At 69.2% G+C, this 25,289-nt stretch carries 22 protein-coding genes and 1 tRNA gene; 8 read left to right on the top strand and 15 right to left on the bottom strand.

Annotated elements, in window-relative coordinates; all coding sequences use genetic code 11:
• Positions 1 to 98: 98 nt before the first annotated feature.
• The 3 genes from P2PM1_RS18070 to P2PM1_RS18060 all read right to left on the bottom strand — a co-directional run bounded on the left by P2PM1_RS18070 (position 99) and on the right by P2PM1_RS18060 (position 2,829).
• A complete protein-coding gene (locus tag P2PM1_RS18070; protein WP_186385974.1) occupies positions 99 to 881 on the bottom strand; it encodes a 3-hydroxybutyrate dehydrogenase in 783 nt (260 codons plus the stop codon).
• Positions 882 to 1,068: 187 nt separating this feature from the next.
• Complete coding sequence (locus P2PM1_RS18065; RefSeq protein WP_186399989.1) at positions 1,069 to 1,824, bottom strand: hypothetical protein; 756 nt, start codon at positions 1,822 to 1,824, stop codon at positions 1,069 to 1,071.
• Between the two features lie 90 nt (positions 1,825 to 1,914).
• On the bottom strand, positions 1,915 to 2,829 hold the full coding sequence (locus P2PM1_RS18060) for a 4-hydroxy-3-methylbut-2-en-1-yl diphosphate synthase (RefSeq protein ID WP_186399988.1): 915 nt from the start codon (positions 2,827 to 2,829) through the stop codon (positions 1,915 to 1,917).
• Between the two features lie 180 nt (positions 2,830 to 3,009).
• Between P2PM1_RS18060 and ispG the strand changes: the two genes are divergently transcribed.
• The 3 genes from ispG to P2PM1_RS18045 are packed head-to-tail and all read left to right on the top strand — an operon-like array spanning position 3,010 to position 5,910.
• Positions 3,010 to 4,278, top strand: coding sequence for a flavodoxin-dependent (E)-4-hydroxy-3-methylbut-2-enyl-diphosphate synthase (gene ispG, locus P2PM1_RS18055; protein ID WP_186385977.1), 1,269 nt, complete (start codon positions 3,010 to 3,012; stop codon positions 4,276 to 4,278).
• The gene (pdxY, locus tag P2PM1_RS18050; RefSeq protein ID WP_186399987.1) at positions 4,275 to 5,159 is read left to right on the top strand and encodes a pyridoxal kinase; all 885 of its coding nucleotides are present in this window, start codon (positions 4,275 to 4,277) and stop codon (positions 5,157 to 5,159) included. The genes ispG and pdxY overlap by 4 nt, the downstream gene beginning before the upstream one ends.
• A 22-nt stretch (positions 5,160 to 5,181) precedes the next feature.
• Positions 5,182 to 5,910 (top strand): DUF429 domain-containing protein, encoded by a 729-nt coding sequence (locus P2PM1_RS18045; RefSeq protein WP_186399986.1) that lies wholly within the window; start codon positions 5,182 to 5,184, stop codon positions 5,908 to 5,910.
• A gap of 48 nt (positions 5,911 to 5,958) precedes the next feature.
• Here P2PM1_RS18045 and P2PM1_RS18040 read toward each other — a convergent pair whose 3' ends face one another.
• From P2PM1_RS18040 to P2PM1_RS18030, 3 genes are all read right to left on the bottom strand, one after another.
• A complete protein-coding gene (locus P2PM1_RS18040; RefSeq protein ID WP_186399985.1) occupies positions 5,959 to 7,203 on the bottom strand; it encodes a murein L,D-transpeptidase family protein in 1,245 nt (414 codons plus the stop codon).
• Positions 7,204 to 7,505: 302 nt separating this feature from the next.
• Entirely contained in the window at positions 7,506 to 8,459 is a 954-nt protein-coding gene (locus P2PM1_RS18035; protein WP_186387513.1) for an acetyl-CoA carboxylase carboxyltransferase subunit alpha, read from the bottom strand.
• Positions 8,460 to 8,660: 201 nt separating this feature from the next.
• On the bottom strand, positions 8,661 to 9,506 hold the full coding sequence (locus tag P2PM1_RS18030; RefSeq protein WP_186399984.1) for a DUF3108 domain-containing protein: 846 nt from the start codon (positions 9,504 to 9,506) through the stop codon (positions 8,661 to 8,663).
• A gap of 543 nt (positions 9,507 to 10,049) precedes the next feature.
• Here P2PM1_RS18030 and rpmB point away from each other — a divergent pair.
• Together rpmB and P2PM1_RS18020 are read left to right on the top strand one after the other, a co-directional pair.
• Positions 10,050 to 10,352: a 50S ribosomal protein L28 gene (gene rpmB, locus P2PM1_RS18025; RefSeq protein ID WP_186387515.1), complete on the top strand. Its 303-nt coding sequence runs from the start codon at positions 10,050 to 10,052 to the stop codon at positions 10,350 to 10,352.
• A gap of 227 nt (positions 10,353 to 10,579) precedes the next feature.
• Positions 10,580 to 11,188: a VUT family protein gene (locus P2PM1_RS18020; RefSeq protein ID WP_208985334.1), complete on the top strand. Its 609-nt coding sequence runs from the start codon at positions 10,580 to 10,582 to the stop codon at positions 11,186 to 11,188.
• A 415-nt stretch (positions 11,189 to 11,603) separates the two neighbouring features.
• Here P2PM1_RS18020 and folD read toward each other — a convergent pair whose 3' ends face one another.
• Genes folD through P2PM1_RS18005 form a run of 3 tightly spaced genes read right to left on the bottom strand, consistent with a single transcriptional unit; the run spans position 11,604 to position 13,211 of the window.
• A complete protein-coding gene (gene folD, locus P2PM1_RS18015; protein WP_186399982.1) occupies positions 11,604 to 12,500 on the bottom strand; it encodes a bifunctional methylenetetrahydrofolate dehydrogenase/methenyltetrahydrofolate cyclohydrolase FolD in 897 nt (298 codons plus the stop codon).
• 49 nt (positions 12,501 to 12,549) lie between these two features.
• Positions 12,550 to 12,900, bottom strand: coding sequence for a DUF167 family protein (locus P2PM1_RS18010; RefSeq protein ID WP_186399981.1), 351 nt, complete (start codon positions 12,898 to 12,900; stop codon positions 12,550 to 12,552).
• A 20-nt stretch (positions 12,901 to 12,920) separates the two neighbouring features.
• Positions 12,921 to 13,211, bottom strand: coding sequence for a YggT family protein (locus P2PM1_RS18005; RefSeq protein WP_186387519.1), 291 nt, complete (start codon positions 13,209 to 13,211; stop codon positions 12,921 to 12,923).
• A 508-nt stretch (positions 13,212 to 13,719) separates the two neighbouring features.
• On the opposite strand from P2PM1_RS18005, the gene P2PM1_RS18000 reads away from it, so the two are divergent.
• Together P2PM1_RS18000 and P2PM1_RS25720 are read left to right on the top strand one after the other, a co-directional pair.
• Positions 13,720 to 13,795: transfer RNA gene (locus P2PM1_RS18000), tRNA-Ala, on the top strand.
• Between the two features lie 80 nt (positions 13,796 to 13,875).
• The gene (locus tag P2PM1_RS25720) at positions 13,876 to 14,094 is read left to right on the top strand and encodes a diguanylate cyclase domain-containing protein (RefSeq protein ID WP_208985321.1); all 219 of its coding nucleotides are present in this window, start codon (positions 13,876 to 13,878) and stop codon (positions 14,092 to 14,094) included.
• Here the strand turns inward: P2PM1_RS25720 and P2PM1_RS17990 are convergent.
• Genes P2PM1_RS17990 through P2PM1_RS17965 form a run of 6 tightly spaced genes read right to left on the bottom strand, consistent with a single transcriptional unit; the run spans position 14,040 to position 24,090 of the window.
• On the bottom strand, positions 14,040 to 16,664 hold the full coding sequence (locus P2PM1_RS17990; RefSeq protein ID WP_186399980.1) for a tetratricopeptide repeat protein: 2,625 nt from the start codon (positions 16,662 to 16,664) through the stop codon (positions 14,040 to 14,042). The genes P2PM1_RS25720 and P2PM1_RS17990 overlap by 55 nt on opposite strands.
• Positions 16,665 to 16,694: 30 nt before the next feature.
• On the bottom strand, positions 16,695 to 18,383 hold the full coding sequence (locus tag P2PM1_RS17985; protein WP_186399979.1) for a carbamoyltransferase C-terminal domain-containing protein: 1,689 nt from the start codon (positions 18,381 to 18,383) through the stop codon (positions 16,695 to 16,697).
• Entirely contained in the window at positions 18,383 to 18,634 is a 252-nt protein-coding gene (locus P2PM1_RS17980) for an acyl carrier protein (protein WP_186399978.1), read from the bottom strand. Before P2PM1_RS17980 ends, P2PM1_RS17985 begins: the two co-directional genes overlap by 1 nt.
• Complete coding sequence (locus P2PM1_RS17975; RefSeq protein WP_186399977.1) at positions 18,627 to 20,816, bottom strand: cytochrome P450; 2,190 nt, start codon at positions 20,814 to 20,816, stop codon at positions 18,627 to 18,629. Before P2PM1_RS17975 ends, P2PM1_RS17980 begins: the two co-directional genes overlap by 8 nt.
• The gene (locus tag P2PM1_RS17970) at positions 20,813 to 22,498 is read right to left on the bottom strand and encodes an AMP-binding protein (protein WP_186399976.1); all 1,686 of its coding nucleotides are present in this window, start codon (positions 22,496 to 22,498) and stop codon (positions 20,813 to 20,815) included. Before P2PM1_RS17970 ends, P2PM1_RS17975 begins: the two co-directional genes overlap by 4 nt.
• 38 nt (positions 22,499 to 22,536) lie before the next feature.
• On the bottom strand, positions 22,537 to 24,090 hold the full coding sequence (locus P2PM1_RS17965) for a radical SAM protein (protein ID WP_186399975.1): 1,554 nt from the start codon (positions 24,088 to 24,090) through the stop codon (positions 22,537 to 22,539).
• Between the two features lie 300 nt (positions 24,091 to 24,390).
• Between P2PM1_RS17965 and P2PM1_RS17960 the strand changes: the two genes are divergently transcribed.
• Positions 24,391 to 25,047 carry a hypothetical protein gene (locus P2PM1_RS17960; protein ID WP_186399974.1) on the top strand — a complete coding sequence of 219 codons (657 nt, stop codon included), beginning with the start codon at positions 24,391 to 24,393 and terminating at the stop codon, positions 25,045 to 25,047.
• Positions 25,048 to 25,289 lie beyond the last annotated feature (242 nt).

Here is a 25,289-nt window from a genome sequence, read left to right as displayed (position 1 = left end):
ACCTCGGGTCTCTCGTTGGATCGGTCGGGGATATGTCGCGGGCGTCCTCGCCCGGCGCTGTGCCGGGCGATCCGCAGCCGCTGACTGTCCTGAAAGGCCTATTGGGCGACCCAGCCGCCATCCATCTGCAGCATGGTGCCGGTGATCGAGGCCGCCTGGTCGCCGGCCAGATACAGCGCCAGCGAGGCGACCTGCTCGACGGTGACGAATTCCTTGGTCGGCTGCGCGGCCAGCAGCACGTCGCGCTTCACCTGTTCCTCGGTCAGCCCGCGCGCCTTCATCGTGTCGGGGATCTGCCGCTCGACCAGCGGCGTCCAGACATAGCCCGGGCAGATCGCGTTGACGGTGATGCCGCACTGGGCGACTTCCAGCGCGATGGTCTTGGTGAGGCCGGCGATGCCGTGCTTGGCCGCCACATAAGCGCTCTTGAACGGCGAGGCGACCAGCGCATGCGCCGAGCCGGTGTTGATGATCCGGCCCCAGCCGCGCGTCTTCATGCCCGGCACCGCGGCGCGGATCGTGTGGAAGGCGGAGGACAGGTTGATCGCGAGGATCGCGTCCCACTTCTCGATGGGAAACTCCTCGACCGGCGAGACGTGCTGGATGCCGGCATTGTTGACGAGGATGTCGAGCGAACCGAATGCCGCCTCGGCCTCCGCCACCATCGCGGCGATCTCGGCCGGCTTGGTCATGTCGGCGGCAGAGTACCGGCACTTGACGCCGAACTCGCTCTCGATGCCGGCGCGCTCCTTCTCGATCGCCTCGGCATCGCCGAACCCGTTGATCGTCACATTGGCACCGTTCGCCGCATAGATGCGGGCGATGGCAAGGCCGATGCCCGAGGTGGAGCCGGTGACGAGGGCGGACTTGTTGGTGAGCATGCGAAGGGATCTCCTGTCCTGGCGGACGCTGGAAACGGTCCGAAAATCGGTGCCGCCGGCGCGTGGCGGTGCGCCCGCCTCAGGAAAGCGTCCGGCGGCAGGCCGCCACATAGAACATGAGATCACGCTGCGCTGCAACAAGCCCCGGCCGAAACGCGGCCGCACGCGGGCGGCTCACGGCCCGTCCTCAGTCGGGGGGCGTGTGCGCCGGCGGCGCCATCTGGCGCTCGCGCAGGATGTAATAGCCGCCGGTCAGGATGCCGATCTGCAGCGCCGTCATGGCGATCTGCAGCCCGAGCGACAGGATGAACACGGCGATCGCGCCGAAGGCCGCCCCGCCGCCGAGCAGGCCGGCGAGCTGCGCCAGCCCGAGATCCAGCGCGCCGACGCACAGGCCGGTGGCGACGCCGGCCAGCGCCATCGGCACACCGAGGCCGGCGCTGCGGGAAAACGCCTCGCCGAAGCCGAGCGGCTCGTCCAGCGCGGTGGCCGGCAGCACCAGGCACAGCCGCATGATCGGCGGCAACACGAGGAACACCGCCAGCACCACCAACGCGCTCAGCGCCACGACCCCCACCGTGACGAGGGCGCTGGCAAGGGTTATCAGCACGAGGGCCGGCACCGCCACGATCAGGGCGATCAGCAGCGTCTTCAGCAGATAGGCGATCTCCCGCCGTCCGAAGGTCAGGTTGAACGCCGCCGGCCGCTCGCCCAGCAGCAGGTTGCGGTGCCAGGCAACCGCAATGGAGGCGGAGGAGCACAGCCACACCAGCGTCACCACCGCGGCGACGACGGGGGACTCGCCGCCGACAAGCTGGCCGAGCGCGGCAAGCACGGCCACCAGCGCATACCAGGCCCAGACGATGCGCACGAAGCCGTCGAAATCGCCGAACAGCGCCTTGAACGTGCCGGTAAACAGCCGGCCGGTTGTCCTTGCAAACATGGAGCCCCCTTCAAAAAGACTGTCCAGTTCTGCGACAGGCGGGTGCCTCAGGCAAGTCATGATCGCAGGGCGGGCGTCCTGCGCGGGATCTCACTCCCGTCCGGAGCGGTCGCCGAGCACCGAACGCACCGCCGCGCGGGCCCGCGCCCGCTCCGCCTCGGCCCGCCGCTGTGCCGCCCGTTCGGCATCCGCGAGACTGAGGCCGACCTTTTCCACGAAGCGCTCGCGCGTCAGCGCATAGGCGGTGGCGTGCAGCGAGCCGAACAGCCAGGCGACGATCACCATCACCCCCATCGGCACCAGCGCCGAGCGCAGTTGCGCGACCATGCCGGTGGCCGGCACGAAGGCATCGCCGATCAGCGACACCAGGCCGACCCACAACCCGGCCGCCAGCCCGGCGAGCAGGGAGACTGCCAGCGCGGCAAAGGCCAGCGCCCAGCCGATCCCGGCGGTCAGGTGCCAGGAGTCCTTCAGCGACATGGTGTCGTCGAGCGCCGCCGCCGGCAGCACCAGCGACAGGCGCTGCACCAGCATCAGCGCGATGAAGGGGCTCGCCAGCAGCAGCAGCGCCCCGAGCGGACCCGTCACCGGCGCCAGCATCGCCCCGAGCAGCAGCAAGGGCAGGAAGAACGCGACGAACAGGACGCCGAGCAGCAGCAGCTTCCACGCCACCTTGAAATGGCGACGGCCGAAGGCGAGCGGAAACGCCCGCTCGCCCAGCAGCACCCGCCGCAGATAGGCGACGGCGATGGAAAAGCCGGTGGCGACATTGGCCAGCACCACCAGCGTCCGCAGCGCCCGTTCGCGCGCCGCCGCGGCGGCCTCGCCCGGCAGCGGCTCCAGCATGTAGGAGCCGGTGGAGAAGCCGGTTTCCGGCATCATCTGGCGGCTGATCGCAAGGTTCAGGAGCAACAGCAGCAGCATGTAGCCCCAGCCGGCGGCGAACAGCGCGCCCAGCCGGTCGCGGGCGAGATCGAGCGTCCGGCTGAGCATCAGTAGCAGCATGGTCGGGCTCCCCCCGTTGCCGGTCCCCGCGAGCGGCCCCTTTCAGATGCGGTCTCGCGCCGCCCGCGTCAAGCGAGGCGGCGGCGGCCTTGCGAAACACCGTGGCGCGCCCTATTCAATCGGCGGTATCCTTGCGAGGCGGCGGCGCGGTCTGCCGCAAGATCGGGACAGGTCGGCGACATGCAGAGCAACAGCCCCATCCGCGAAACGCAGGCCGGACCGGCCGCAAGGCGCGTCTCGGTGCCGGTCAGGGTCGGCTCGGTCACGGTCGGCGGCGGCGCCCCGGTCGTCGTCCAGTCGATGACCAACACCGACACCGCCGATATCGACGCCACCGTCGCGCAGGTCTCGGCGCTGGCCCGCGCCGGCTCGGAAATCGTCCGCATCACCGTCGACCGCGACGAGAGCGCCGCCGCCGTGCCGCGCATCCGCGAGCGGCTGGAGCGGATCGGCGTCCATGTGCCGCTGGTCGGCGACTTCCACTATATCGGCCACAAGCTGCTGACCGACCATCCGGCCTGCGCCGAGGCGCTGGAGAAATACCGCATCAATCCGGGCAATGTCGGCTTTCGCGACAAGCGCGACCGGCAGTTCTCCGAGATCGTCGAGATCGCGCTCAAGCACGACAAGCCGGTGCGCATCGGCGTCAACTGGGGCTCGCTCGACCAGGAACTGCTCACCCATCTGATGGACGAGAACGCCGCCAGCCCCGCCCCCGTTTCCGCCGGCGCGGTGATGCGCGAGGCGATCGTCCGCTCCGGCTTGCTCTCCGCCGCCAGGGCCGAGGAGCTCGGCATGGGCCGCGACAAGATCATCCTGTCGGCCAAGGTCAGCCAGGTGCAGGACCTGATCGCCGTCTATGCGGATCTCGCCGCGCGCTGCGACTATGCCCTGCATCTCGGCCTCACCGAGGCCGGCATGGGCACCAAGGGCATCGTCGCCTCCGCCGCCTCCATGGGCATCCTGCTGCAGCAGGGCATCGGCGATACGATCCGCGTGTCGCTGACGCCCGAGCCCGGCGGCGACCGCACCCGCGAGGTGCAGGTGGCGCAGGAGCTGCTCCAGGTGATGGGCTTCCGCGCCTTCATTCCCGTCGTTGCCGCCTGCCCCGGCTGCGGCCGCACCACCTCCACCGTGTTCCAGGAGCTCGCCCGCGACATCCAGGACGACATCCGCCGCTCCATGCCGGTGTGGCGGGAGAAATATCCCGGCGTCGAGGCGCTCAACGTCGCGGTGATGGGCTGCATCGTCAACGGCCCCGGCGAGAGCAAGTTCGCCGATATCGGCATCTCGCTGCCCGGCACCGGCGAGGCGCCCTCCGCCCCCGTCTTCGTCGACGGCAGGAAGGTCGCGACCCTGCGCGGGCCAAACATCGCCGAGGATTTCAAGACCATGGTCGACGACTATATCCGCACCCGCTTCGGCTCCGAACGGTCCGCCGCCGAATGAGCACGCTCACCCCCGCCGCGACGGACGCGCGCGACATCCTCGTCGTCAATTCCCAGGTGGTGCGCGGATCCGTCGGCGGCCGCGTCACCGTCTTCGCGCTGGAGCGGCTCGGCCACCGGGTCTGGTTCCTGCCCACCATCCTGCTGCCCTGGAATCCCGACGAGGGGCGCGGCCACCGCCATGTCCAGGACGATGCGGGCTTCGATGCCCTCGCCGAGAACCTGATCACGGCGGATCTGCTGCCGCGCATCGGCGCCGTCGTCTCCGGCTATCTCGGCAGTCCGGCACAGGCCGCCGCCGTCGCCCGCCTCGTCGCGGCGGTACGCAGGGCCAATCCGCGCGCGCTCTATCTCTGCGATCCGATCAGCGGCGACAACGGCGATCTCTATGTGCCGCCGGAAACCGCCGCGGCGGTGCGCGACACGCTGCTGCCGCTCGCCGATGTGGCGACGCCCAACCTCTTCGAGCTGCAATGGATGAGCGGGCGCCGGATCGAGAGCGAGGCCGAGGCCATCGCTGCCGCCCGCGCGCTCGGGCCGCAGCGGGTGCTGGTCACCTCCGCCCCGGCCCTGCGCCGCAACGCCACCTGCAACCTGCTGGTGACGCCGCGCGCCACCATCGCCGCCGAGCACGGACTGGTGCCCAACGCGCCGCACGGCACCGGCGACCTGATGGCCGCCGCCTTCACCGCCGCGCTGCTGGCCGGGCTCGACGACGAGAGCGCCTTGATGCGCTCCGCCGCCACCGTGTTCGAGATGGTCGCCCGCTCGGTCAAGCGGCGGGCCCGCGACCTGCTGCTGGCCGACGAACAGTCCTCGCTGGTCAACCCGATGGCGCTGGTCTCCTGCCGCCGCGTGCTCGACGCGCCGCTGCGCGCCTGAGCGGCCGGGACGCGGGGGAGCGATGCTGCGGGTCGCCGGCATCGACGGCTGCCGCTTGGGGTGGATCGCGGTCCTGCGCGAATATACGGCGCAGGATGCCCCGCCGCGCCACACCTTGCTGCAGCTCCCGCGTTTCGCCGAGCTTCTCGCCGATCCCGGCATTTCCGTCCTTGCCGTCGACATGCCCATCGGCCTGCCGGAGCGCGCCGGCCCTGGCGGACGCGGGCCGGAGCGCTGCGTGCGTCCGCTGCTCGGCGAGCGCCAGTCCTCGGTCTTTTCCGTGCCGGCGCGCGCCGCCGTCTTCTGCGAGGACTATGGCGAAGCCTGCGCCACCGCGCTCGCCACCTCCGATCCGCCGCGCAAGGTCTCGCGCCAGGCCTTCCACCTCTTCCCGAAGATCCGCGAGATCGACGCGGTGATGACCCCGGCGCTGGAGGCGCGCGTCCATGAGGTTCACCCGGAGCTTGCCTTCTGGCGGCTCAACGGCGAACGGGCGATGAGCCTGCCGAAGAAGGTGAAAAGCGCGGCCAGCATGCCCGGCATCGAGGAACGCATCGCCCTGCTGGGCCGTTACGGCTATGATGAGGCCTTCCTGCGCCAGCGCCCGCCTAGAGGGGCCGGCCGCGACGATCTGATCGACGCCTGCGTCAACGCGGTGATCGCCGAGCGCATCGCGCAGGGGCGCGCCACGCCGTTCCCGGGCGCGCCGGAGCGCGACGCAAGGGGCCTTCGCATGGCGATCTGGGCGTAGAACCCACAACGACCCCAATGATCAGGCTTGGCGATCAGGGCTTGGCGATCACGGCTTGGCGGCGGGAACCGGTGCATCCGGCGCCGGCGTGCCTTCGGCCGCTTCCGCCGTCTTCGAGCCGCCGCCGGAGAACAGCCGGCTGAAGAAGCCGCCCGAAGACGGCTCCTCGGTCGGGGCAAAGGCCGACTTCTGCGCCGTGGCGGCATCGGCCGCCGGGCCGGTGGCGACCGTGGTCGTCGCCGTGGCGGCACTCGCGGCGGGCGTGACCGCCGCCGGCGATGCGGCGGGCGCGGTCGCGGCGACCGCCACCGGCGGGCTCGCCGGCTCGGCGGCCGGCGTGTCGCCGTCCGGCGCGCTCTCGGTCTTGCTGCCGCCGCCGAAGATCGCCGCGATCTGGGCGCGGCGCCGCTCGGCCCGCTCCTCCGCCTCGGCGATCTCGATGATCTTCTGCTCGTCCTTGCGCTGCTTCTGCGCCACCGCCATCTCGACGGTCGGCGGCACGCTGAATTCCGGGCATTTCGCGGTGGCGCGGAAGGGCACGCCCTCCACCAGCGGCACCGCGTCGAAGACATAGCGCTTCTCGCAGACGTCGATCTTCGGCGGCTGCTTGGTCACCTCGAAATGGTCGTAGCCGCGCTTCAGCATCTGCCAGAAGTCGTAATGCTCCGACTTGCGGTGCTTGGCCATGTTTTCCGCGGTCATGCGGAAGGGGAAGGCCTGCACCTGGAACGAGCGCTGGCCGCCCTTGAAGCTCTCGCGTGCCAGCGCGTAGATGTCCTGCACCTGCTCGTCGGTCATCGCGTAGCAGCCGCGCGAGGAGCAGGCGCCATGCACCATCAGATGCGAGCCGGTGCGGTTGTGGGAGCGGTCGAACTGGTTGGGAAATCCGAGATTGAAGGCAAGATGATAGCTGGAATTCGGGTTCATCAGGGCCGGAGTGATCTCGTAGAAACCCTCCGGCGCCTGCCGGTCGCCCTCCTTGACCTTGGGACCGAGTTCGCCCGACCACTTGCAGATCTCGAACGTCTGCAACAGCGCGTAGCGGCCCGAGCGGGTCTGCTTCCACACTTCCAGCGTCGAGTCTTCCTTGAAGATGCGCAGCATGATCGGGCTCGACATGGTCATGTCCAGCCCCGACATCTTGGTCTTGATGCTGGCCCTGACGTCCCGCAGGTGCTTCGGGCCGGTGCCCATCATCTCGTCGGCCTGACAGCCGGCGAGCGCGCCGGCCAGCGCCAGCGTCATCAGCACCCTGCGAGTGTTCCTGCCAAACCGCGCGATACCCAGCGCCATCGTCTCTGCCCGTTCGAAGCTGCCCGTCCGAAACTACGCGTACGAATCTACCCGCCCGAATCTACCCGTCCGAAAACGCACGCCCAAAACCGCCAGCCTGCGCGTCTTGCAGCAAATATGCGCCACCCCGACCCGCAAGGCCAATCACTTGGGAGTTAGTGCCGGAAGCCCCACCGACCTGCCCGCGCCCGATCATCGGCCCCGGCTGCTGGTCCTGAGGCACGGCCCCCGCCCCGTATCGCCTTGCTGACGCAAGATTCCGGCGTTTTCGCGGCGAGGAGCGACGGGCGGTGCCGCCGGCCTTACAGCGAGCGGCCGATGGCGAGAAACTTGTCGCGGCGATGGGCGCGGATCTCCCCGGCGCTCATGCCGTCGAAGCGGGCAAGCGCCGCGTCGAGCACCGAGCCGGCGCGGTCGATGACGATGGCCTTGGCCCGGTGCGCGCCGCCGAGCGGCTCCTCGACGATCTCGTCGATCACCTTGAGCTGGATCAGGTCCTGCGCGGTGATCTTCATGTTGGTGGCCGCATCCTGCGCCCTGGCGCTGTCGCGCCACAGGATCGAGGCGCCGGCCTCCGGCGAGATGACGCTGTAGATCGCATGCTCCAGCATCGCGACGTGGTTTGCCGTGGCGATGGCGATCGCCCCGCCCGAGCCGCCCTCGCCGATGATCAGGGCGATGTTGGCGGTTCCCAGTGCGAGGCACGCATCGGTCGAGCGGGCAATCGCCTCGGCCTGGCCGCGCTCCTCGGCGCCGATGCCCGGATAGGCGCCGGCGGTGTCGACGAAGGAGACCACCGGCAGGCCGAAGCGCTCGGCCATCTGCATGATGCGCACCGACTTGCGGTAGCCCTCGGGCCGCGCCATGCCGAAATTGTGCTTGAGCCGCGACTGGGTGTCGGCGCCCTTCTCCTGGCCGAGGATCGCCACCGAGCGGCCGCGGAACCGGCCGATGCCGGCGATGATCGCCGCGTCCTCGGCATAGCCGCGGTCGCCGGCCAGCGGCGTGAACTCATCGACCAGGCCGGTGATGTAGTCGGCCGCGTGCGGCCGGTCCGGATGGCGCGCCACCAGGGTCTTCTGCCAGGGCGTCAGCCGCGAATAGAGGTCGCGCAGGGTCTGCTCGGCCTTCGCCTCCAGCCGCTCGATCTCGCCCGATACCTCCACCGTCTCGCCCGATCCCGCGACCGACCGCAACTCGTGGATCTTGCCCTGCAGGTCGGCGACGGGTTTTTCGAACTCGAGAAAGCTGTGCATCGGATACCGGTCCAGAAAGTCGGAGGCGCGGCCTCATGCCGGCGCCGGGTCAGTTGCGGCGCGACACTGGCGAGGGAGGCTGCCGCTGTCAAGTTGCCCGCCGCGTCGACATGGGCTCGCGGCGCCGAAAATGCAAGCGCCGGCGGGAATGGTCCGCGCCGGCGCTTGCGAAATCGGAGGTCAGTTCGGAGCTGTTTTGTCTCAGCGGGCGGCCTGATCGTTGCCGGGCTTGAAGTCGAGCTGGCGCGGCTCCACCACCAGCGTGCCGCTCTTGGTGCCCATCTCGATCCGGTAGGGCACGAAGACGCGGCCCGAGCCGAGCGGCGCCAGCCAGGCTTCCATCTGGCGGTTCTCGGCCATGTATTGCACCGACTGGGTGGAGGGACGATGGCCGGCGACCGGGATCCAGCGGGCCGAGCACACCACCACCTTGCCGTCATAGCCCTTGCCGGAGACCTCGCGGACCTCCTTGTAGCCGAGCTGGATGTCGAAGCGGGTCCAGCCGTCGAACACCGGGATGCGGCGGTCGCAGACCGAGGCGTCGGGCTGGCCCTTGGTGGCCTTCACCGGCATCAGGATGGCGCTGAGCGGGTCGACCACGTCGCGAATGTGCTGCTTGGTGACCTCGATCCGCTCCGGATTGGGCTTGAATTTCGGCGTCACCTGCATCGAGCGCACCGCGCCCGAGCCCTGCGCCAGATCGACGAAGAAATCGCGGTCGGCGGCACGCGAGGCCATCTTGTAGCTGGACGGCACCACCTTCTTGCCGGACACCCAGCCGGAGGCCTCGGCCCCGCCCTTGCCGGCGGAGAACAGCGTGCCGATGCCCGCCGGCTCCATGCCGACCTTGGCCGAATAGGCGTTGGCCTGCAGCACCAGCGACAGCGAGCCGCGGGCGATCTTGAAGCCGGAAACGGAGATGTCGTAGACACCGCCGAGCCGCGCGGTTTCCGCCAGCGCCGGGGAGGCGGCGAACAGGGCGGCAGCGGCCAGCCCTGCGGGAAGCAGGCGACGGGACCTTGCAAGGGAAACAGAGAGCCTGGACATCGGAACCTCATGACACCGCGCGGCCACGGCCGGCCTGACACACCTCGACCCTGCCGAACCTGCCCCTTGCCCCGTCGAGACACAGGCCGGACCTGGCCGGAACAACGAAGACCAGCCCCGCACGGACCGGACGGCCTGCCCGGACAACCGGACCTTGCCATGCGGGACGGCGCGCCGCTCCTGCCTGCATTCTCGCCAGACAGGGTAACCGCATGGTTAACGCAGTGCAAATGACACGGCCGGCATCGCCCACCGTTTCGCGCCCGCGTTGCCGCGCCGCCACGGCGGGGCGAGCATGGGACCGCCGCGCCCGGCGGCTTTCGTGCTTTCCCGTGCAAGATGCCTTGACGGCGCGGCGCGCGCCCCGTATAGCACAGGCCGACTTTTCAACCATTGCCGGTCAATGGGCGCCGGGCCGTGCGGTCCGCGAACGCCCCGGCAATCTCCGAAAGGGGCATCCGCCCCGTCTTGAAACGATCGGGGCTCGCCCCGAGACCCTTGAAACGATCGGGCCTGTCCCGAAAACAAAGAAAAAGGTGTCCCATGGCACGCCGTTGCGAACTCACCGGCAAGGACGTGATGACCGGCAACAACGTCAGCCACGCCAACAACAAGACGCGCCGCCGGTTCCTGCCGAACCTGTGCAACGTGTCGCTGATCTCCGACGCGCTCGGCGAGACCTACAAGCTGCGCATCTCCGCCCATGCCCTGCGCTCGGTCGAGCATCGCGGCGGCCTCGACGCCTTCCTGCTGAAGGCCGCCGAGAGCGACCTGTCGCCGAAGGCCCGCATCCTGCGCACCGAGATCAAGCGCCGCCTCGCCGCTTCGGCCGCTGCCGCGGCCTGATCCGCACGCCGGATCCGCACGTCTGGCAGGCTCGCCTGCCGGGCCTGGTGCGATCACCGACGACCAAGCTTGCAAGAGGCGCCATCGCGCCTCTTTTCGCGTTCCGGCATCGGCGCGGCCGGTTCCGAACGCCACCAGACCGGGACCTTTTCGCCATGACGCAAGCCCCCTCCCGCTTCACGCCGGCCTCCTTCACCGCCGGCCAGGCCGTGCAGGCGGTCATCGCCATGGCGGCGGTCATCGTCGCCTCCAACATTCTCGTGCAATATCCGGTCGCCGCGACCCTCGGCGGGCTCGACCTTGCCGACCTGCTGACCTGGGGCGCCTTCACCTATCCGGCCGCCTTCCTGGTCACCGACCTCACCAACCGCCGCTTCGGCCCGGTAGCTGCGCGCAAGGTCGTGCTGGTCGGCTTCGCGCTGGCCGTGCTGCTGTCGGTGTGGCTGGCGACCCCGCGCATCGCGGTCGCCTCCGGTTCCGCCTTCCTGCTGGCGCATCTGCTCGACATTGCCGTCTTCGACCGGCTGCGCCGCTTCGCCTGGTGGCTGGCCCCGGCCGTCTCTTCGGCGCTGGCCTCGGTGCTCGACACGGTGCTGTTCTTCGGCCTCGCCTTCTCGCTCGCGGCCACCCCGCTGCTCGGTCATGGCGACGAGTTCGCCACCGCCGCCGCCCCGTTCCTCGGCGTCTTTTCCCTGGAGCTGCCGCGCTGGCTGTCCTGGGCCGCCGGCGACCTGACGGTGAAGCTGCTGGTCGCCGCCGCCCTGCTGGTGCCCTACCGGCTGCTGCTCGCCGTGCTGGTGCCGGCCGCCGTCAGCGAGCGCGCCAACCGCGCCTGATCCGCAGCGAAACCCTCGAGACACAAAAGCGCGCCCTCCGGCGCGCTTTTTCGTCTCCGGAGAGGAGCGGCAAGCGCTCTGGAAATGAATGGTCCCCGGCTCTCCGGCTTCGCCTGCGGCCGGGGTGACGGCCGAGAAGGGGGCAAGGCCGCGCCTCTCTCTCAGGATGTCATCCCGGTCAAGCGCAGCGCAGAACCGGGAACCATTGGCACCCTCGGCAGCCGCGCGATGGTGCGTGCGCTGCCCGCCGCGCCGCCCCCTCGCTCCTGCCTCTCCCCGCGTCATTCCGGCCAAGCGAAGCGCGAGCCGGAACCGGCGAGCCACAAGCGGTCGTGGGGACGTCGGGGCGCGCATCCGATGGGCTTCTGCCCCCCGGAGCGCTCCCCCGCCTGCGCAGCCCCCTCTCCTGCGCCTCCTACAGCGCCGGCGCCGGCAGGCCGCGGCGGGCGCAGGCCGCCTGCACCGTGTTGGCGAGCAGGCAGGTGATGGTCATCGGCCCGACGCCGCCCGGCACCGGCGTGATCGCGCCGGCGACCTTCACCGCCTCGTCGAAGGCGACGTCGCCGACCAGCCGCGTCTTGCCCTCGCCGCGTTCGGGCGCCGGCACCCGGTTGATGCCGACATCGATCACCGTCGCCCCCGGCTTCACCCAGTCGCCGCGCACCATCTGCGGCCGGCCGACCGCTGCCACCAGGATGTCGGCGCGCCGGCACAGCCCGGCGATGTCGCGGCTGCGCGAATGCGCCATGGTCACCGTGCAATTGGCGTTCTGCAGCAGCAGCGCGACCGGCTTGCCGACCAGGATCGAGCGGCCGAGCACCACCGCGTCGAGGCCGGAGAGATCCCCGCCATGCGCCTCGCTCGCCAGCATCACGCAGCCCTTCGGCGTGCAGGGCACCAGGCCCGGCCGGCCGAGCACGATCCGCCCGGCATTGGTCGGATGCAGCCCGTCGACATCCTTGGCCGGGTCGATCGCCAGCACCACCTTGTCCGTGTCGATCTGCGCCGGCAGCGGCATCTGCACCAATATGCCGTCGATCTCCGGGTCGGCATTGAGCCGCGCCACCAGGGCGAGCAGCTCCGCCTCTGGCGTCTCCGCCGGCAACCGGTGCTCGATCGAGCGCATGCCGCACTCCTCGGTCTGGCGCACCTTGTTGGCGACATAGACCTGGCTCGCCGGGTCCTCGCCGACCAGCACCACCGCAAGGCCGGGCCTCACGCCGGGGCCGGCCTTCAGCGCGGACACCGCCTCGCGCACGTCGGCGCGCAGGCGCGCCGCCCGCGCCTTGCCGTCGATCAGCTTTGCAGTCATGAAACCTCCGGGACACCGTCAAAGTCGGGCAAATTTAGGCAAAGTCGGGTTACTTTAGCTGCCCGCCGCCGGCGATGTCGGCAAGGCGAGCGGCAATCGCTTGCGCATCCGCGTCATCGCGGGCGGCAAGCACGAATGTCTTGAGCCGGGCCGTCGACCCGGCAACGAGCCGCACATCGCCCTTGGCAAGGCCGAGTTCGGCGGCGAGCACGCTGGCGACGGCCGCATTGGCCGCGCCCTTGTCGGCGACGGCGCGCACCCGCACGCAGAGCACGGCGCGTCCGTCGGACAGCCGCGTCAGCCCGTCGATGCCGTCGCGCGCGGCGCGCGGCGTTGCCCGCACCGCAAGGCGCACCCCGTCCTTCGTCACGCTCCAGGCCGTCCCGGCGTCGCCGGTCATCGCGGCTGGCCCGGCCGGCCTCAGAACACGTTGGGATAGACGTAATAGGCCAGCAGCCGCTGCAGCAGGAAGATGCCGAGCAGCAGCACGATCGGCGACAGGTCGAGCCCGCCCATCGACGGCACATAGCGGCGGATCGGCCGCAGCAGGGGTTCGGTCAGGTTGTAGAGCACCTGTCCGATCATCGCGACGAACTGGTTGCGCGAGTTGATGACGTTGAAGGCATAGAGCCAGGAGAAGATCGCGCTGGCGATGATCACCCATGTGTAGAGATTGAGGATGAGGAAGATGACATCGAGGATGGCGCGCATCGGGAACGGGTCTCCGGCTGGAGCGAAAGGGCTGTTTCCCCTCATGTAGCCGCCACGCGCGCCGGCCGCAAGGCTCCAGGCCCACGCGTCCGGGCGCCGCGCAGGGGAGATCGCCAGGCTTTCGTCCTCCGCTTTGCCAGCCTCCCGCCAGCCGCCCCCCACTCGCGCCAACCTCCCGCCAACCTCGGGCCAGCCGCCTCGCCGGCGCGTCGAGAGCGCTCCCCGAGACGCTTCCCGAGACGCTTCCCGAGATGCTCCCCGAGATGCTCCCCGAGACAGTCCCCAAGGCTCTCTCGGAAACGCTCCCGCGCGCCTCGGGGGGCTGTCGGGGCAGGCCTCCAGCCCTCCTGGCAGTCTGTTGGCGGCCGTCCCGGCAGTCTGTTGGCGGCCGTCCCGGCAGTCTGTTGGCGGCCGTCCCGGTTGTCTGTTGGCGGCCGTCCCGGCCGGTGGGGGAAACGCTTGACAGGACCGCCCGCCCTCCCCTAAATGCCGCTCACGCTCGACGAGCGGGGCCGTAGCTCAGATGGGAGAGCGCTGCAATCGCACTGCAGAGGTCAGGGGTTCGATTCCCCTCGGCTCCACCAATTTTCCCTTCCGTTGAAATCACGCACCGGAAGCGCCGGCCAGGGCCCTTCGCGCTGACCTGCAAGGTCGCCGCGCGGGCATGATGACCTGTGCAGCAAACGGCAGGCAGGCAAGGCCGGGCGATCTGGTCACGCGCCTCGGCGGCAACGAATTCGTCCTGCTGCTCCCCGAGACCACCCTTTCCGAGGCCCTCGCCCAGGCGATTCGCTGCAAGGTGGCCGTGTCGCCGCTAACCGTGGGCGATCACTCCGGTTCGCGTCGGGCGACGCGCAGATCGCCCCTTTTCAGCATCAGATAGCGATACATGACCGAGGAGAAATTCTGATTGTCCGCACCCGACGTCATGACGCCGGCCAGCAGGTCGAGATAGTCCTGTGCCCAGCGCGCGGCCCAGGTTGCGGTGTCCTCGTTCGGCACTGCGTCCGCCATGCGCCGTACATCGACCCGGATATCCGTGCCCGACCGCAGGGCCTGCAGCCAGTAGATCGGCACCCCCAGCGCCTGGGCGACCCTCGGCACCGTGTCGAGCAGCGTGCAGCGCGCGCCGAACAGGCTGCCGACCGCATCGCTGCGAAAGCCGGCCCTGGCGTTGGTCTCCGCGGGAAAATCCGGGGTGGAGAAGACGCTCATCCCACCTTTCAGGCATTTGACGATCCGCGCCGCCGCCAGCCGGTCTGTCGTTTGAATGATCTCGTAGCGGCTGTTCAGCTCCTCGTGGCGGGTCGCCGAGCTCACCAGGAACGCGGTGTTCCGGAAATAGCTCTCGCGAAAAATCAGGTTGCCTATTCCCAGATGCGTTCCAACGATCAGCGTGGGAACGCGCGACCGCATCCGCTCTTCCAGCTCGGCAGAGGCCTCGCTCCACTCGAACCGCAGATCGATGTCGGGGCGCACATTGCGCGGGCCGATGACCCGGTGGAGGTAGGTCGCGTGCTGCGCGCGTGCCAGCCACGCTTGCCCGACGGCACCGGTCTCACCCTGAAGCTGCCATGCAATCAGCCCGGCGGCCGAGGGCGGGCCCGGTTCGGCCTGCCCCTGTTCCGCTGCTGCAAACAGGTCGTGCAGATCCTCGCCGCTGAGCGGACGATATCGCGGATAGGGCGAAGGGGCTCGCGCGGTCGGGTCATCCTCATATTGCAGGAAAAACTGCGCCAGCCGCGTGGCGTTGGACAGGTTCGGATCGCGACCTGCCGCGTGGGCTGCGATCAACCGGGCAAGCCCGGGCGAAGAATCCAGGATCCGAAGGTAGCGCACCATCCAGATCCACTGATCGAAGGGCAGCGCGCCGGAGCAGACCTGCTCGACGAGAAACGCCGCTCCGCCCTCGGCATCGCCGACCACGAAGAACAGTTCGTGACGCAGTTTGAGTGCCTCGCCATGGACAGGGTGATGCGCCAAGACAGTCTCGAGCGTCGCAAGCGCGCTGTCGAACAGGCCCGTCTCGAACTCCGCCCGCGCCTTCAACACCGACAGCAGCACATCGCGGGGCGACTGGACGCAGGCGCGCCTGGTGCGCTCCGCCAGCTCCGCCCATGCGCTCGTGCCCCTGGCGACCTGCGCCCGCAGCACGTTGAGCGTGAACTCGGGAAACCGGCTCCCGGCCCCGGCCAGCAGGTGCTCGAGCCTTGCCATGATTGCCCGCGAGGGCGCCGTCCCGAAGCCCCACCGCCCCGCGGCCGACACCAGCCGCGTCACATGGTCGAGGATCGAGGGGGCGTGCCTTGCATCCTCGATCAGGAGGTCCGTGAACCTCTCGATATCCCCCAGCATCAGCAGCAGATGGGCCAGCGCCCGCCTGACCGCGGTGTGGTCTCTCAAGGCGTCCGAAAGCCCGGCGGCAAAGGCTTCCGCTTCCTCGATACGCTCGGCGGTGACAAGCCCGTTCAGGACCAGCGCCGCGGCTTCCGGGGAGCCGGTGTCCTGGTGCCAATAGGCGAGCATCCGCGCATGGGCCTCGTCAGCCCGGCCCTCGTTTCGCAGCAGGCGGATCTCAAGCCGCTGCAGCGCCGGAGTGAGTGCCTCCCCTTGCGCGATCTGCGCGTCGAACCGGCCCCGCGCGCGGTCGAAGCGGCGCAGGTCGAGGTCCAGCCCGATCCACAGGTCGGCGTGTCGGTGGCGCGAAGCGGACAGCAGCGCCTCCGCACCGCTCATGTCGCCCGCCTGCGTCAGCGTCACCGCCTTTTGCCGCACGAATCCCTCGTCGTCCGGCCAGCGGGCCAGAGCTTCGTCGCACAGCAGCAAGGCCGCCGTATGGTCGAGGGCGAACCGCTCCAGCCCGATCGCCTGCATCACGGCCTCGCGGCTGTCGGGCGCCTCCCGCAAGGCCGCCCGCACGGCGTCGAGCGCGGCCCGTATCTCGCCGGCATCAGCGAGACAGCGCGACGCCTCCACCTGCAAGCTCGCCCGCGCCTGCGGCTGAAGAGCCTCCCACTGTCCCAGCACCCGCTCGATGATGTCCCGCGCCCCCGATGGGTCGCCGGCACGGCGCAGCGCCACCGCATGGCGCAACTGCGCCTGCCACTCGTTCGGATGCCGCCGCGAAAGCACGGCCCCGGCGGCGGCGGCCGCGGCGAAGTCCTTCATCCGCGTCAGGAGTTCGACCCTCAAATAGAGCGCCGGCTTGTGCATCGGCTCGGCCGCCAGGACCTCCTCGGTCAGCGCCAGGCTGTCGGCGTGCTCGCCGTTCCAGTGCAGCGACACCGCCAGTTCGTGCTTGATCAAAAGGCTGGCGGGATGCCGCCGCATCCCCTCGCGCAAGAGGCGGATGCTCTCGTCGACGCGCCGGCCCTGCCGCAGCACATTCCCCTGCCTTGCAACCGCCGCCGGGTCGTCGGGCTCGCACCTTGCGGCATCTGGCGTGTCTGACATTGAGCGACTTCTTGCCTTGGCTGCAGCGGCTCAGGCCGCTGCCGACTTCTCAATCAAGGTGGTCTCGATCACCACCGCGTCGATCCCGGAGGTCATGAACACCGCCAGCGCATCCTCGGGCGAATGGACGATCGGCTTGCCCATGATGTTGAAGCTGGTGTTGAGGACGACCGGAACGCCGGTCCGCTCGCCGAAGCGGCGCACCACCCCATGCATCCACGGCGCATTGTCCGGCGAGACGGTCTGCAGCCGCCCGGTGCCGTCGGCATGAACGACCGCCGGGACCAGGGTCCGCCTGTCCTCGCGCCAGCGCAGCGTGACCGACATGTAGGGCGCGAGCTGCGGGTTGTCGAACCAGTCCGCGACATCCTCCTCGCAGACCACCGGCGCGAAGGGCCGGTAGGGCTCGCGCCCCTTTACCAGCCGGTTGATCCGGTCCTTCATGTCGGTCGGGCGCGGATCGGCCAGGATCGAGCGGTTGCCGAGCGCACGCGGACCGAACTCCGCCCGCCCGCGCATGACGCCGACGATCTTTCCCTCGGCCAGCAGCTCGGCGACCCGGTCCTCGCCCGTCGCCGAGATATCGCTCACCCGCGCGATGCCGCCGAGAGCGTCCAGCCGCGACAGCGCGGCCGTGGCGGCGACCGACCCCAGATAGGGCGTTGCCGGCAGCACCGGCACGCAGGGTGTCTTCGTCGTTTCCATCCAGCTCAGCAGCGCCGCGCCGACCGCATTGCCGTCGTCGGCGGGCGCGGGCGGCACGAACAGCCGGTCATAGCCCATGCGCCCGGCGATCGTGCCATTATAGGAGGAGTTGAGCGCGCAGCCGCCGCCAAGGATCAGGTTTCCGTCCGACCCGTCCGCACTTTGCGACAGGATCCGGTCGGCGAGGATCGCATAGGCGGCCTGCCCGCTCGCCGCAAGGTCCGCCGCGCTCATCAAGGGCTCGCCCGCCGCGCGGGCGAAGGTCCTGATCCTGGCCGCAAGGGGCAGCAGCGCCTCCCGCTCGACGAAGCGCAGGCGGCCCCGGTCCACCTCCAGCAGCGACGTCAGCGCATCGCGGATCTCCGGCCGGACCGTCCCATAGGCGGCAAGCCCCATCACCTTCCACTCTTCGCCGAGCCGCCAGTCGAAGCCGCAGAGCTGCGTCAGCCAGGCATAGAGCGTTCCAAGGCTGCCGGGCCCCCACGAGCGCCAGCGGCGCTTGAGCACCCGCTCGCGCAGGTCGAACATCGACACGGCCCCGGCCTCGCCCTCCCCGTCGATGACGAGGCAGGAGGCGGTGTCGACGGGGGCGAAGGCGCAGGCCGTCACCGCATGGCACAGGTGATGGTCGTAGCGGCGGACCTCCGGCATCTGCTGCGCGAGGCCCAGCCGCAGCAGCGAGGCGCCCGCGTGCGTGTTGATCCCGGCCTGCAGCTCCCGCAGCCACAGGGCATCGGTCACGGGCAGCAGGTCGCCCATCAGCTCGACCGGCAGCTCCGCCTTGGCCTTCTTCCACGAGGTCGCCACCGCCAGCGTGTCGGCGCCGAAGTCGAACCCGATCTGGCTCAAGGCGGAGGCAAGATGCGGCACATGGTCAGGCGCAATGCCCCAGGCCCGCTTGTCCTGCAGGAAGCGCTCGCTCGCCTCGGCGAAGACGAGCTCCCCGCCGGCAGTAACGATCGCCAGCGCCGGGTCGTGCCCGGAGGTGGAAAGCCCGAGGTGAAACAGCGCCATCAGGCTGCCATGCGGTCCGCTATCGACCGCGCGAAGTCGCCGAGCGTGTCGTGCTGGAAGATCTCGGCGGGATCGACCTCCACGTCGAAACGATCCTCGACCTCGCCGCACACCAGAACGGCATCGATCGATTGCAGGCCGAGATCCGACAGGGACATGTCCATCCGGATCTGGTCGGCCGAGGTCTTGGTCCGCTGGGCAACCTGTTCGCGAAGGAAGGAAAACAGGCGCGATTCGCTGGTGTCAGTCATGATTGGGCTCTGTTCTGCTGAAGATGCATGGAAGCGTGCTGAGGGCGACGGTTTCCGACATGGGGTGATAGCGGTGCGCCTGGACGTCGAGCGCAAGGTTCGGGAAGCGGCGGAAAATTGCGGGAATCGCCTGCTTGAGGACCATCATGGAGAGCGTTGCGCCGACACAGCGGTGCAGACCCTTGCCGAAGGAAACATGTCCCTTGCCGGCGGGAGCCTGCCGGTTCAACACATGCACGTTCAGCCGCGCCGTGTCGCCCGCCTTCATCGCCAGATCCCCAACGGACAGGTCGGTGCGGGCGACGCGGTAGATGAACTTCGGGCCGCTGCAACGCGCGACCAGCTCGTCGATATGCGCCTCGACCCATGCCTCCCCGCTTGCCGCACTGCGTTCCTCGGCGGGCTGCGACAGGATCGACAGCAGGGCATTCGACAGCGTGTGCGACAGGTTGAAGCTGGCCCCATACAGCACCAGCACCACCGCCTTGAGATCCGCCTCGTCGAAGCCCGCCGGCGCGTCGGCAACCAGATGCTCCAGCAGCGACGGCGGCCCGTCGGATGCGGCAGGCACCTGCATCAGGGACAGCGCCTCGGTGAAGACCGCCTGCACGCGCCGCAGCTTGCGCATCGAAAGCCAGGGCTCCAGCACGTCCTGCAGATGCGGCGCGATGGCATCGAACCTTGTCTGATCGCGGCAGGAGATCCCGAGAATGCGCGTCATGATGCTCCTGCGGAGCGGATCGGAATAGCCCGACACCAGGTCCGGCCGCGTCGTCGCCGAAAGCGCCTGCAGCGCCGTGTCCAGGGCCGCATCGACGACGCCGCGCCACGGCGCAAGCTGCGCCGCGCCCAGGAAGCGCATCAGGACCTGCTTGAGCGCCTCGTGCCGCGCACCGTCCATGAAGAACAGGGCGTTTCGCGCGATCCGTGTCGCCTCGCCCAGGTCCTCGCCGCTCGCCTGCGACAGCAGCGTCAGATGGCTTTCCATCGGCGGCGGCGCGAAGGCGTCGTTGTCTTTCAGGATCCGGTGGGCGCTGCCCATGTCGCGGATGTCGCAAAGGCGCGCGCTCACCCGCTGCGAGGTCTTGCCGATGGAGCACGGCAGCGCCGTGGGGGCCTGCATCATCGGCGTCACCACGAAGCGGCCTTCGTCGGTCTTGAGGGTGATGTCGGGAAAGGTCCGCGCCAGGATCGGGATCGCCGTCTCGATCAGCATCTCGCTGAGGAACACCCCGGGGCATCTGTGCGCGCCGCTGCCGAAGCTCATATGGCCCTGGCGCGTCCCCCTGTCCGCGCGCAGGCTGTCCGCGCGCAGGCAGGCATTTGCCGCCACGATGTCGACGACGGCGGACTGCCCCTGGTGATACGGGCAACCGGCGACGTCCCTCGCCTCGGTCGCCACCCGGACCAGGGTGCGAGTGGACTGGTAAAGGCCGAGCAGCCTCTGGGTCTCCTGCGCTCCCCAGCCGGGCCCTCCCGCATCGGCCCAAAGCTGCGCCGGGCCGCTGAGCAATCCGTAAAGCGCGAAAGCCAGCGATTGCGTTGCCGAGTTGGAGCCGACCAGCAGGCCGATGACGAAATAGTCCGGCTCCAGCCCGTCCGGCAGGTCGCCCTTGCGGCGGCGCAGATAGGCCAGCAGGCTTTCGGGACCCGCGCCCTCGCTGTCCCCGGTCTGCGGGCAGGTCGAGACCAGCAGGCGCGCCGCAAGGTTCAGGGCCTTGAGCGTCGGCAGCGACAGATAGGGTTCCGTCAGCCGCTGCGCGGTTTCGGCGGCTTGAAAATGCTCCCGCGTCGGCGGCATCTCGAGGCCGAGGATCCGCGGCATGACCTTGAGAAACAGGGGGATCGTCGCATCCCGGACAAGGTCCGGGTCGCGCGCGGTCTTGAGCTCCTCGCAGACGCTGTGGCACGCCTCTTTCATCAAGGGCCGCCACGGCGCCAGGCCCGACTGGCTGAAGAACGGGGCGATGACCCGGCGCACCTTGAGATGGGCCTCGCCGCTCATCGCCACCAGCGTGTTGGCCGACAGCCGGCGCAAGGCATCGAGGTCGACGCCGCCGCGCTCGGCGATCTGGTCGAGATAGCGGTCGATGCGCGGCAGTTCCAGGTCGCGCAGCACCGCGACGGCCATCGCCGGCGTCTTCACGAAACTGTCGGGATCGGACCAGACATGCCGGGTCATGATACGGCCTCCGCAACGCCCGCCGTGTCGAGGCAGATGGCCGCGCCATGCAGGGAGGCCAGATCGCGCGCCACCTGCTGGCGCCGGATCTTGCCGCTGCTGGTGCGCGGCAGCGTGCCGCGGGGAAGCAGGGCGATGCGATCCAGCCGGACGCCGCAGCTCGCCGCAACCGACTTGCGGATGCGCGCGGCGAGCGATGCAGGCTCGTCCATCGGCGCGGCGCCGGCCCGCAATTCGATCAGCAGTTCGGCATGGCCGGGCTTGGAGCCGGCCCCGGCGAAGGCCGCCGCCCCGGACGGGCTGAGGTCGCCGTGTTCGCGCGCGGCAAGCCATTCGACTTCCGCCGAGGCGACATTGCGGCCGTTGACGATGATGACGTCCTTGGCGCGCCCGGTGATGTGGAGATAGGCGCCGGAAATGCCGCCAAGGTCACCCGTCCTCAGCCACCTTGTGCCGTCGGGGTCCGTGGCGAAATCCTCGGTCTCCCCGGCGTCGCGGCCAAGATACCGCTCGCAGACCGAGGGTCCTGTCAGCCAGATCTCGCCGGTCGCCCCGTCGGGCAGCGCCCGGCCCGTCTGCGGATCGGCGATCCGGATATGCCCGCGCGTCTCGCCGGACAGCAGGCAGCCCTCGAAGCCCGCCCAAGGCTCGGGAACCGTGTCCCGGCCGCGCACGGGGCCCGCCTCGCCGGCCGCGAACAGGGTGCATTCCGCCATCCCGTAGCAGGCGAACACCGCCTCCCGGGCAAGGCCGTTCCCCGCAAAGCGCCGGTGGAACCTTGCCAGCAAGCCGCTCGGCACCGGCTCGGCCCCGCAGAACGCCCGCTCCCATGAGCTGAGGTCGAGCCCGTGTGCCTCCTCCTCGGAGATCCGGTTGAGGCATTCGAGAAAGGCGAAGGTCGGGCCGCCACTGATCGTGCCGCGCCAGTGGGAGATCGCCTCCAGCCAGGCGGCCGGGCGGCGGATCATGTCGAACGGGCTCATCTGCACCGAATGTGCGCCCGACAGCAGCGGATAGAGGATGCAGCCCATCAGCCCCATGTCGTGATAGTGCGGCAGCCAGTTGACCATGACGCTGTCGGCATTCATCCCCCAGAGCGAGCGGATCAGCCCGCAATTGTGGCGGATCTGGTCGGCCGTCACCGGCACCGCCTTGGGAAAGCGGGTCGAGCCGGAGGTGTGCTGGATCACCGGGAAGGCGCAAGGCTCCCCGGCAGCAAAAGCCTCCCGGACCGGGACGGGATCGTCGACGGCCAGCACCGGACAGGCCGGCTCCCCGCTCCGTTCTGCTGATCCGCCGGCCAGTTGCTGTTCCACCATGGCGCGGTTGTTGGTGGTGCACAGCACCGCCCTCGCGCCGCAGGTCCGCGCCATGCGCGCCAGCCTGCCCGGCGGGTCGGCGGCGCGCGGCGGGGCGACCGGCACCAGGGTGCCGCCGCCGAGCAGCGTCGCCACCAGCGCGACCAGAAACTCCTCGCCGGCCGGCAGTGCCACCATCAGCACATGCGGCCCCGCGCCGAGGCAGCGATCCCAGAGCGCCTGCATCTCCACGGCGCGCGCCGCCAGCGCCGCCCCGCTCAGCGTGCAGTGCCGGCCGCGCCGTCCCAGCACCGTGACCAGCGGCGCGTCGTGGCGCTGCTCGAGCACCGCCGCGATCTCGCGTTGAAGGCCTGTTTCGCTCACGCGCCTGTCCATCGGATTGCTTGATCTGGTCGTGGGGGTCAGGCCGGCTGCGCGAGCGGCGCTTCGCGGTCCAGCCGGATCCGCCGGCTGTCCTGCTGCGACAGCCGGTGCAGCGAGGTGAAGGAATTGAGGAAGATGGCAAGCGCGGACGACAGGTCGCGCGCAATCTCGGGGCGCTGGTGCGACAGGTCGTTGACGGCATCGATGACGCGGCGCGCCCGCGGGTCCCTGGCCGCCTGCCGCAACAGCCGCAGCACGCCGGAGGCGCCCTTGCCGGGCGTCACGATGTGATCGCTCGCGCGCAGATGCTCCGGCGGCGGGGCAAGGATCGCGGAAAGGTGCTCGAAGCGCTTGATCGCGTTGTCCGGCTCGTGCAGCGCCTCGACCAGCCAGATGGCGCCCTCGGCCAGTTGGCGGCGGGTCATCTGCCGCGGCTCGATATTGGTCCACAGGTCGCCGCCTGGAAAATTGGTGTTGTCGCGGAAGAGCCGGCCTTCGGCCGCCATCTTCTCGTAGAGCGGCGTGGCGATCGGGGCGACCAGCACCGACACCCGCAGGTTGACGACCGGCAGGGCCATGCCGAATTCGAACTGCCGCTCGAAGCACCCCAGGTCGTCGTGGTCGAAGCCGACCATCATGCCGCCGGTCACCGTCAGCCCGCCGGCGACGATGCGGCTGATCTCGGCGACGAGGTCCCGGCGCAGGTTCTGGCGCTTCTTGACCTCCTTCAGCGCCTCCTCGTTGCTGGTCTCGATGCCGACGAAGATGTCGCGCAGCCCGGCCATGTTGCACAGCTCGATCAGTTCCGCATCGCGCGACAGGTCGATCGAGGCCTGGGTGGCGAACTGGACCGGCTGGCGGCCGTCGCGCCCGTTCCAGCCGGCAAGCCCTTCCAGCAGGACGCGGGATTTCTTGCGGTTGACCGTGAAATTGTCGTCCGACAGGTTGATGCTGCGATAGCCGAGATCGTAGAGCACCTGCGCTTCGGCAAGCACGTTCGCGATCGGCTTGTGCCGCTGCACCCGGCCGAGATACTGGATCACGTCGCAGAAGCTGCATTCGAACGGGCAGCCGCGGCTGGTCTGGATCACGCCGCTGATCGCCCGGTCGTTGCGGTAGAGATCCCAGCGCGGCACCGGCGAGCGTCCGAGATCGGCCTGGCCGCACAGGTAACGCGGCTTCAGGGCGCCGGCGAGAAGGTCGCGGCTCACCTCGCTCGCGACGGTCTCGAACTCGCCGATGATCAGGCTGTCCGCCTCGCCGTCGAACTCGCCGGGCGCCAGCGACACATGCGGGCCGCCCATGATCACGCGCCGCCCCATGGCGCGGAACCGGCGGGCGATCTCGATGCCGCGGGCGGCCTGGGAGACGTTCATGCTGATGGCGACGACGTCGGACGGGTCGTCGAAATCGACCTCCTCGATCATCTCGTCGCACAGCCGGATGTTGAAATCGCCGTCCAGCAGCGCCGCGACGGTGGTGATCCCCGCCGAGGCCAGCAGGGCATAGCGCTCGTCGATGTTCAGCACCTTGTCGGCCACGAGCGCCTCACTGCCGAAATCCGGCAATGGAGCGATGAGATATACGTCCATCGGCGTCCTGATTCTCGCCGCCCCCCAGGTGGCACCGCACATCATATATGACACGCTCGGGATTCGTCAGGGGGCGGGGCATGTTTTTCGCAGCCCGCCCCTTCCGTGCGCCGCCCTATCCCTTTGGTCTTTCGGCAGTTCCCGCCCCTCACGCGGCCGGCGGCAGGATGGCGCCGGCGATCGCTACCGTGTCACGAGGGCCGATGTACCCCGACCGGGAAAATTCCGGCTGGTTGCACCGACACCCCCTCGTATATGAAGACGGGAAATCTAGCGGACAACGGTAAGGGGAGAGACCCATTGGGCGCGGACGGCGGACACCCACATGAGCCCTGCATCTGGTTGGTGCAAGGCCACGGCATATTGAACTCGCGTGGTTGGGTACCGCGCGAAGAATTCGAGAATGGCGGAAGAACGCCGGAGCCGATCCTGGAAGCGATGGGACAGACCAAGATCGGCTGGTTCCTGCCGCAGGACCGGTTTCCCACGGACAATTATCCGCTCCCGAACAGCCATCCGTCGGCGCACAAACAACGCGTGCCGCAGATCTTTTCCAACGGCTTTATCTTCCTGGCGGGCGAAAGCGCCGAGGTGGTGCGGAGCTTCGACATGGGCAAGGGCGCGCTCTATCCCGTGCGCCTGTGGCATCCGGACGGCAAGACGCCCATGCCGGGTGAGTTCTTTTATCTCAGCCAGGGCAACAAGAAGGACGCCCTCCTGCTGGAGAAGAGCGCGAACCTGGATCAAGTTGCGTTGGGTCGCTGGCGAGTGCCAAGGGCACGTCGCGACAAACCCCTGGCTGTTTTCTCAAGAGCCGCGCTCGGAGGCCCCGATCTGTGGTGGGACAAACTCATTGTAGATGACTTCTTCATCAGCGACCGGCTGAAGCGCGCCCTCGATCAGCGACGCCTGTCGAGGGACTGGCTCCTCGTCCGTTGTCCGGTCGTCTTGGATTGAGACTGCGCCGCTCGGGCGGCGGTGCCCCCCAAAAAACGCGCGCGAACCCCAGTGTGGTGAATTTGACATACGCCTCAGTCGGGCGCCTCAGTCAGGCAGCACCCACAGAGCGTATGTCAAATTCGAAAACCACACTGGAAACACATGCTTGCCAGTCATCTTATCGAATCTGAAGTTCGTACGGCGCATGCCGCGAAAGGTGACGAACTTCAGATTCGGATGACTGCCAGCCTGCGCGCGCC

It is taken from the genome of Stappia sp. P2PMeth1, from assembly GCF_900185735.1.
Lineage (GTDB): Bacteria > Pseudomonadota > Alphaproteobacteria > Rhizobiales > Stappiaceae > Stappia.
The sequence above is the reverse complement of the archived record's forward strand: the minus strand, read 5'-3'. Positions and strand labels throughout refer to the sequence as shown.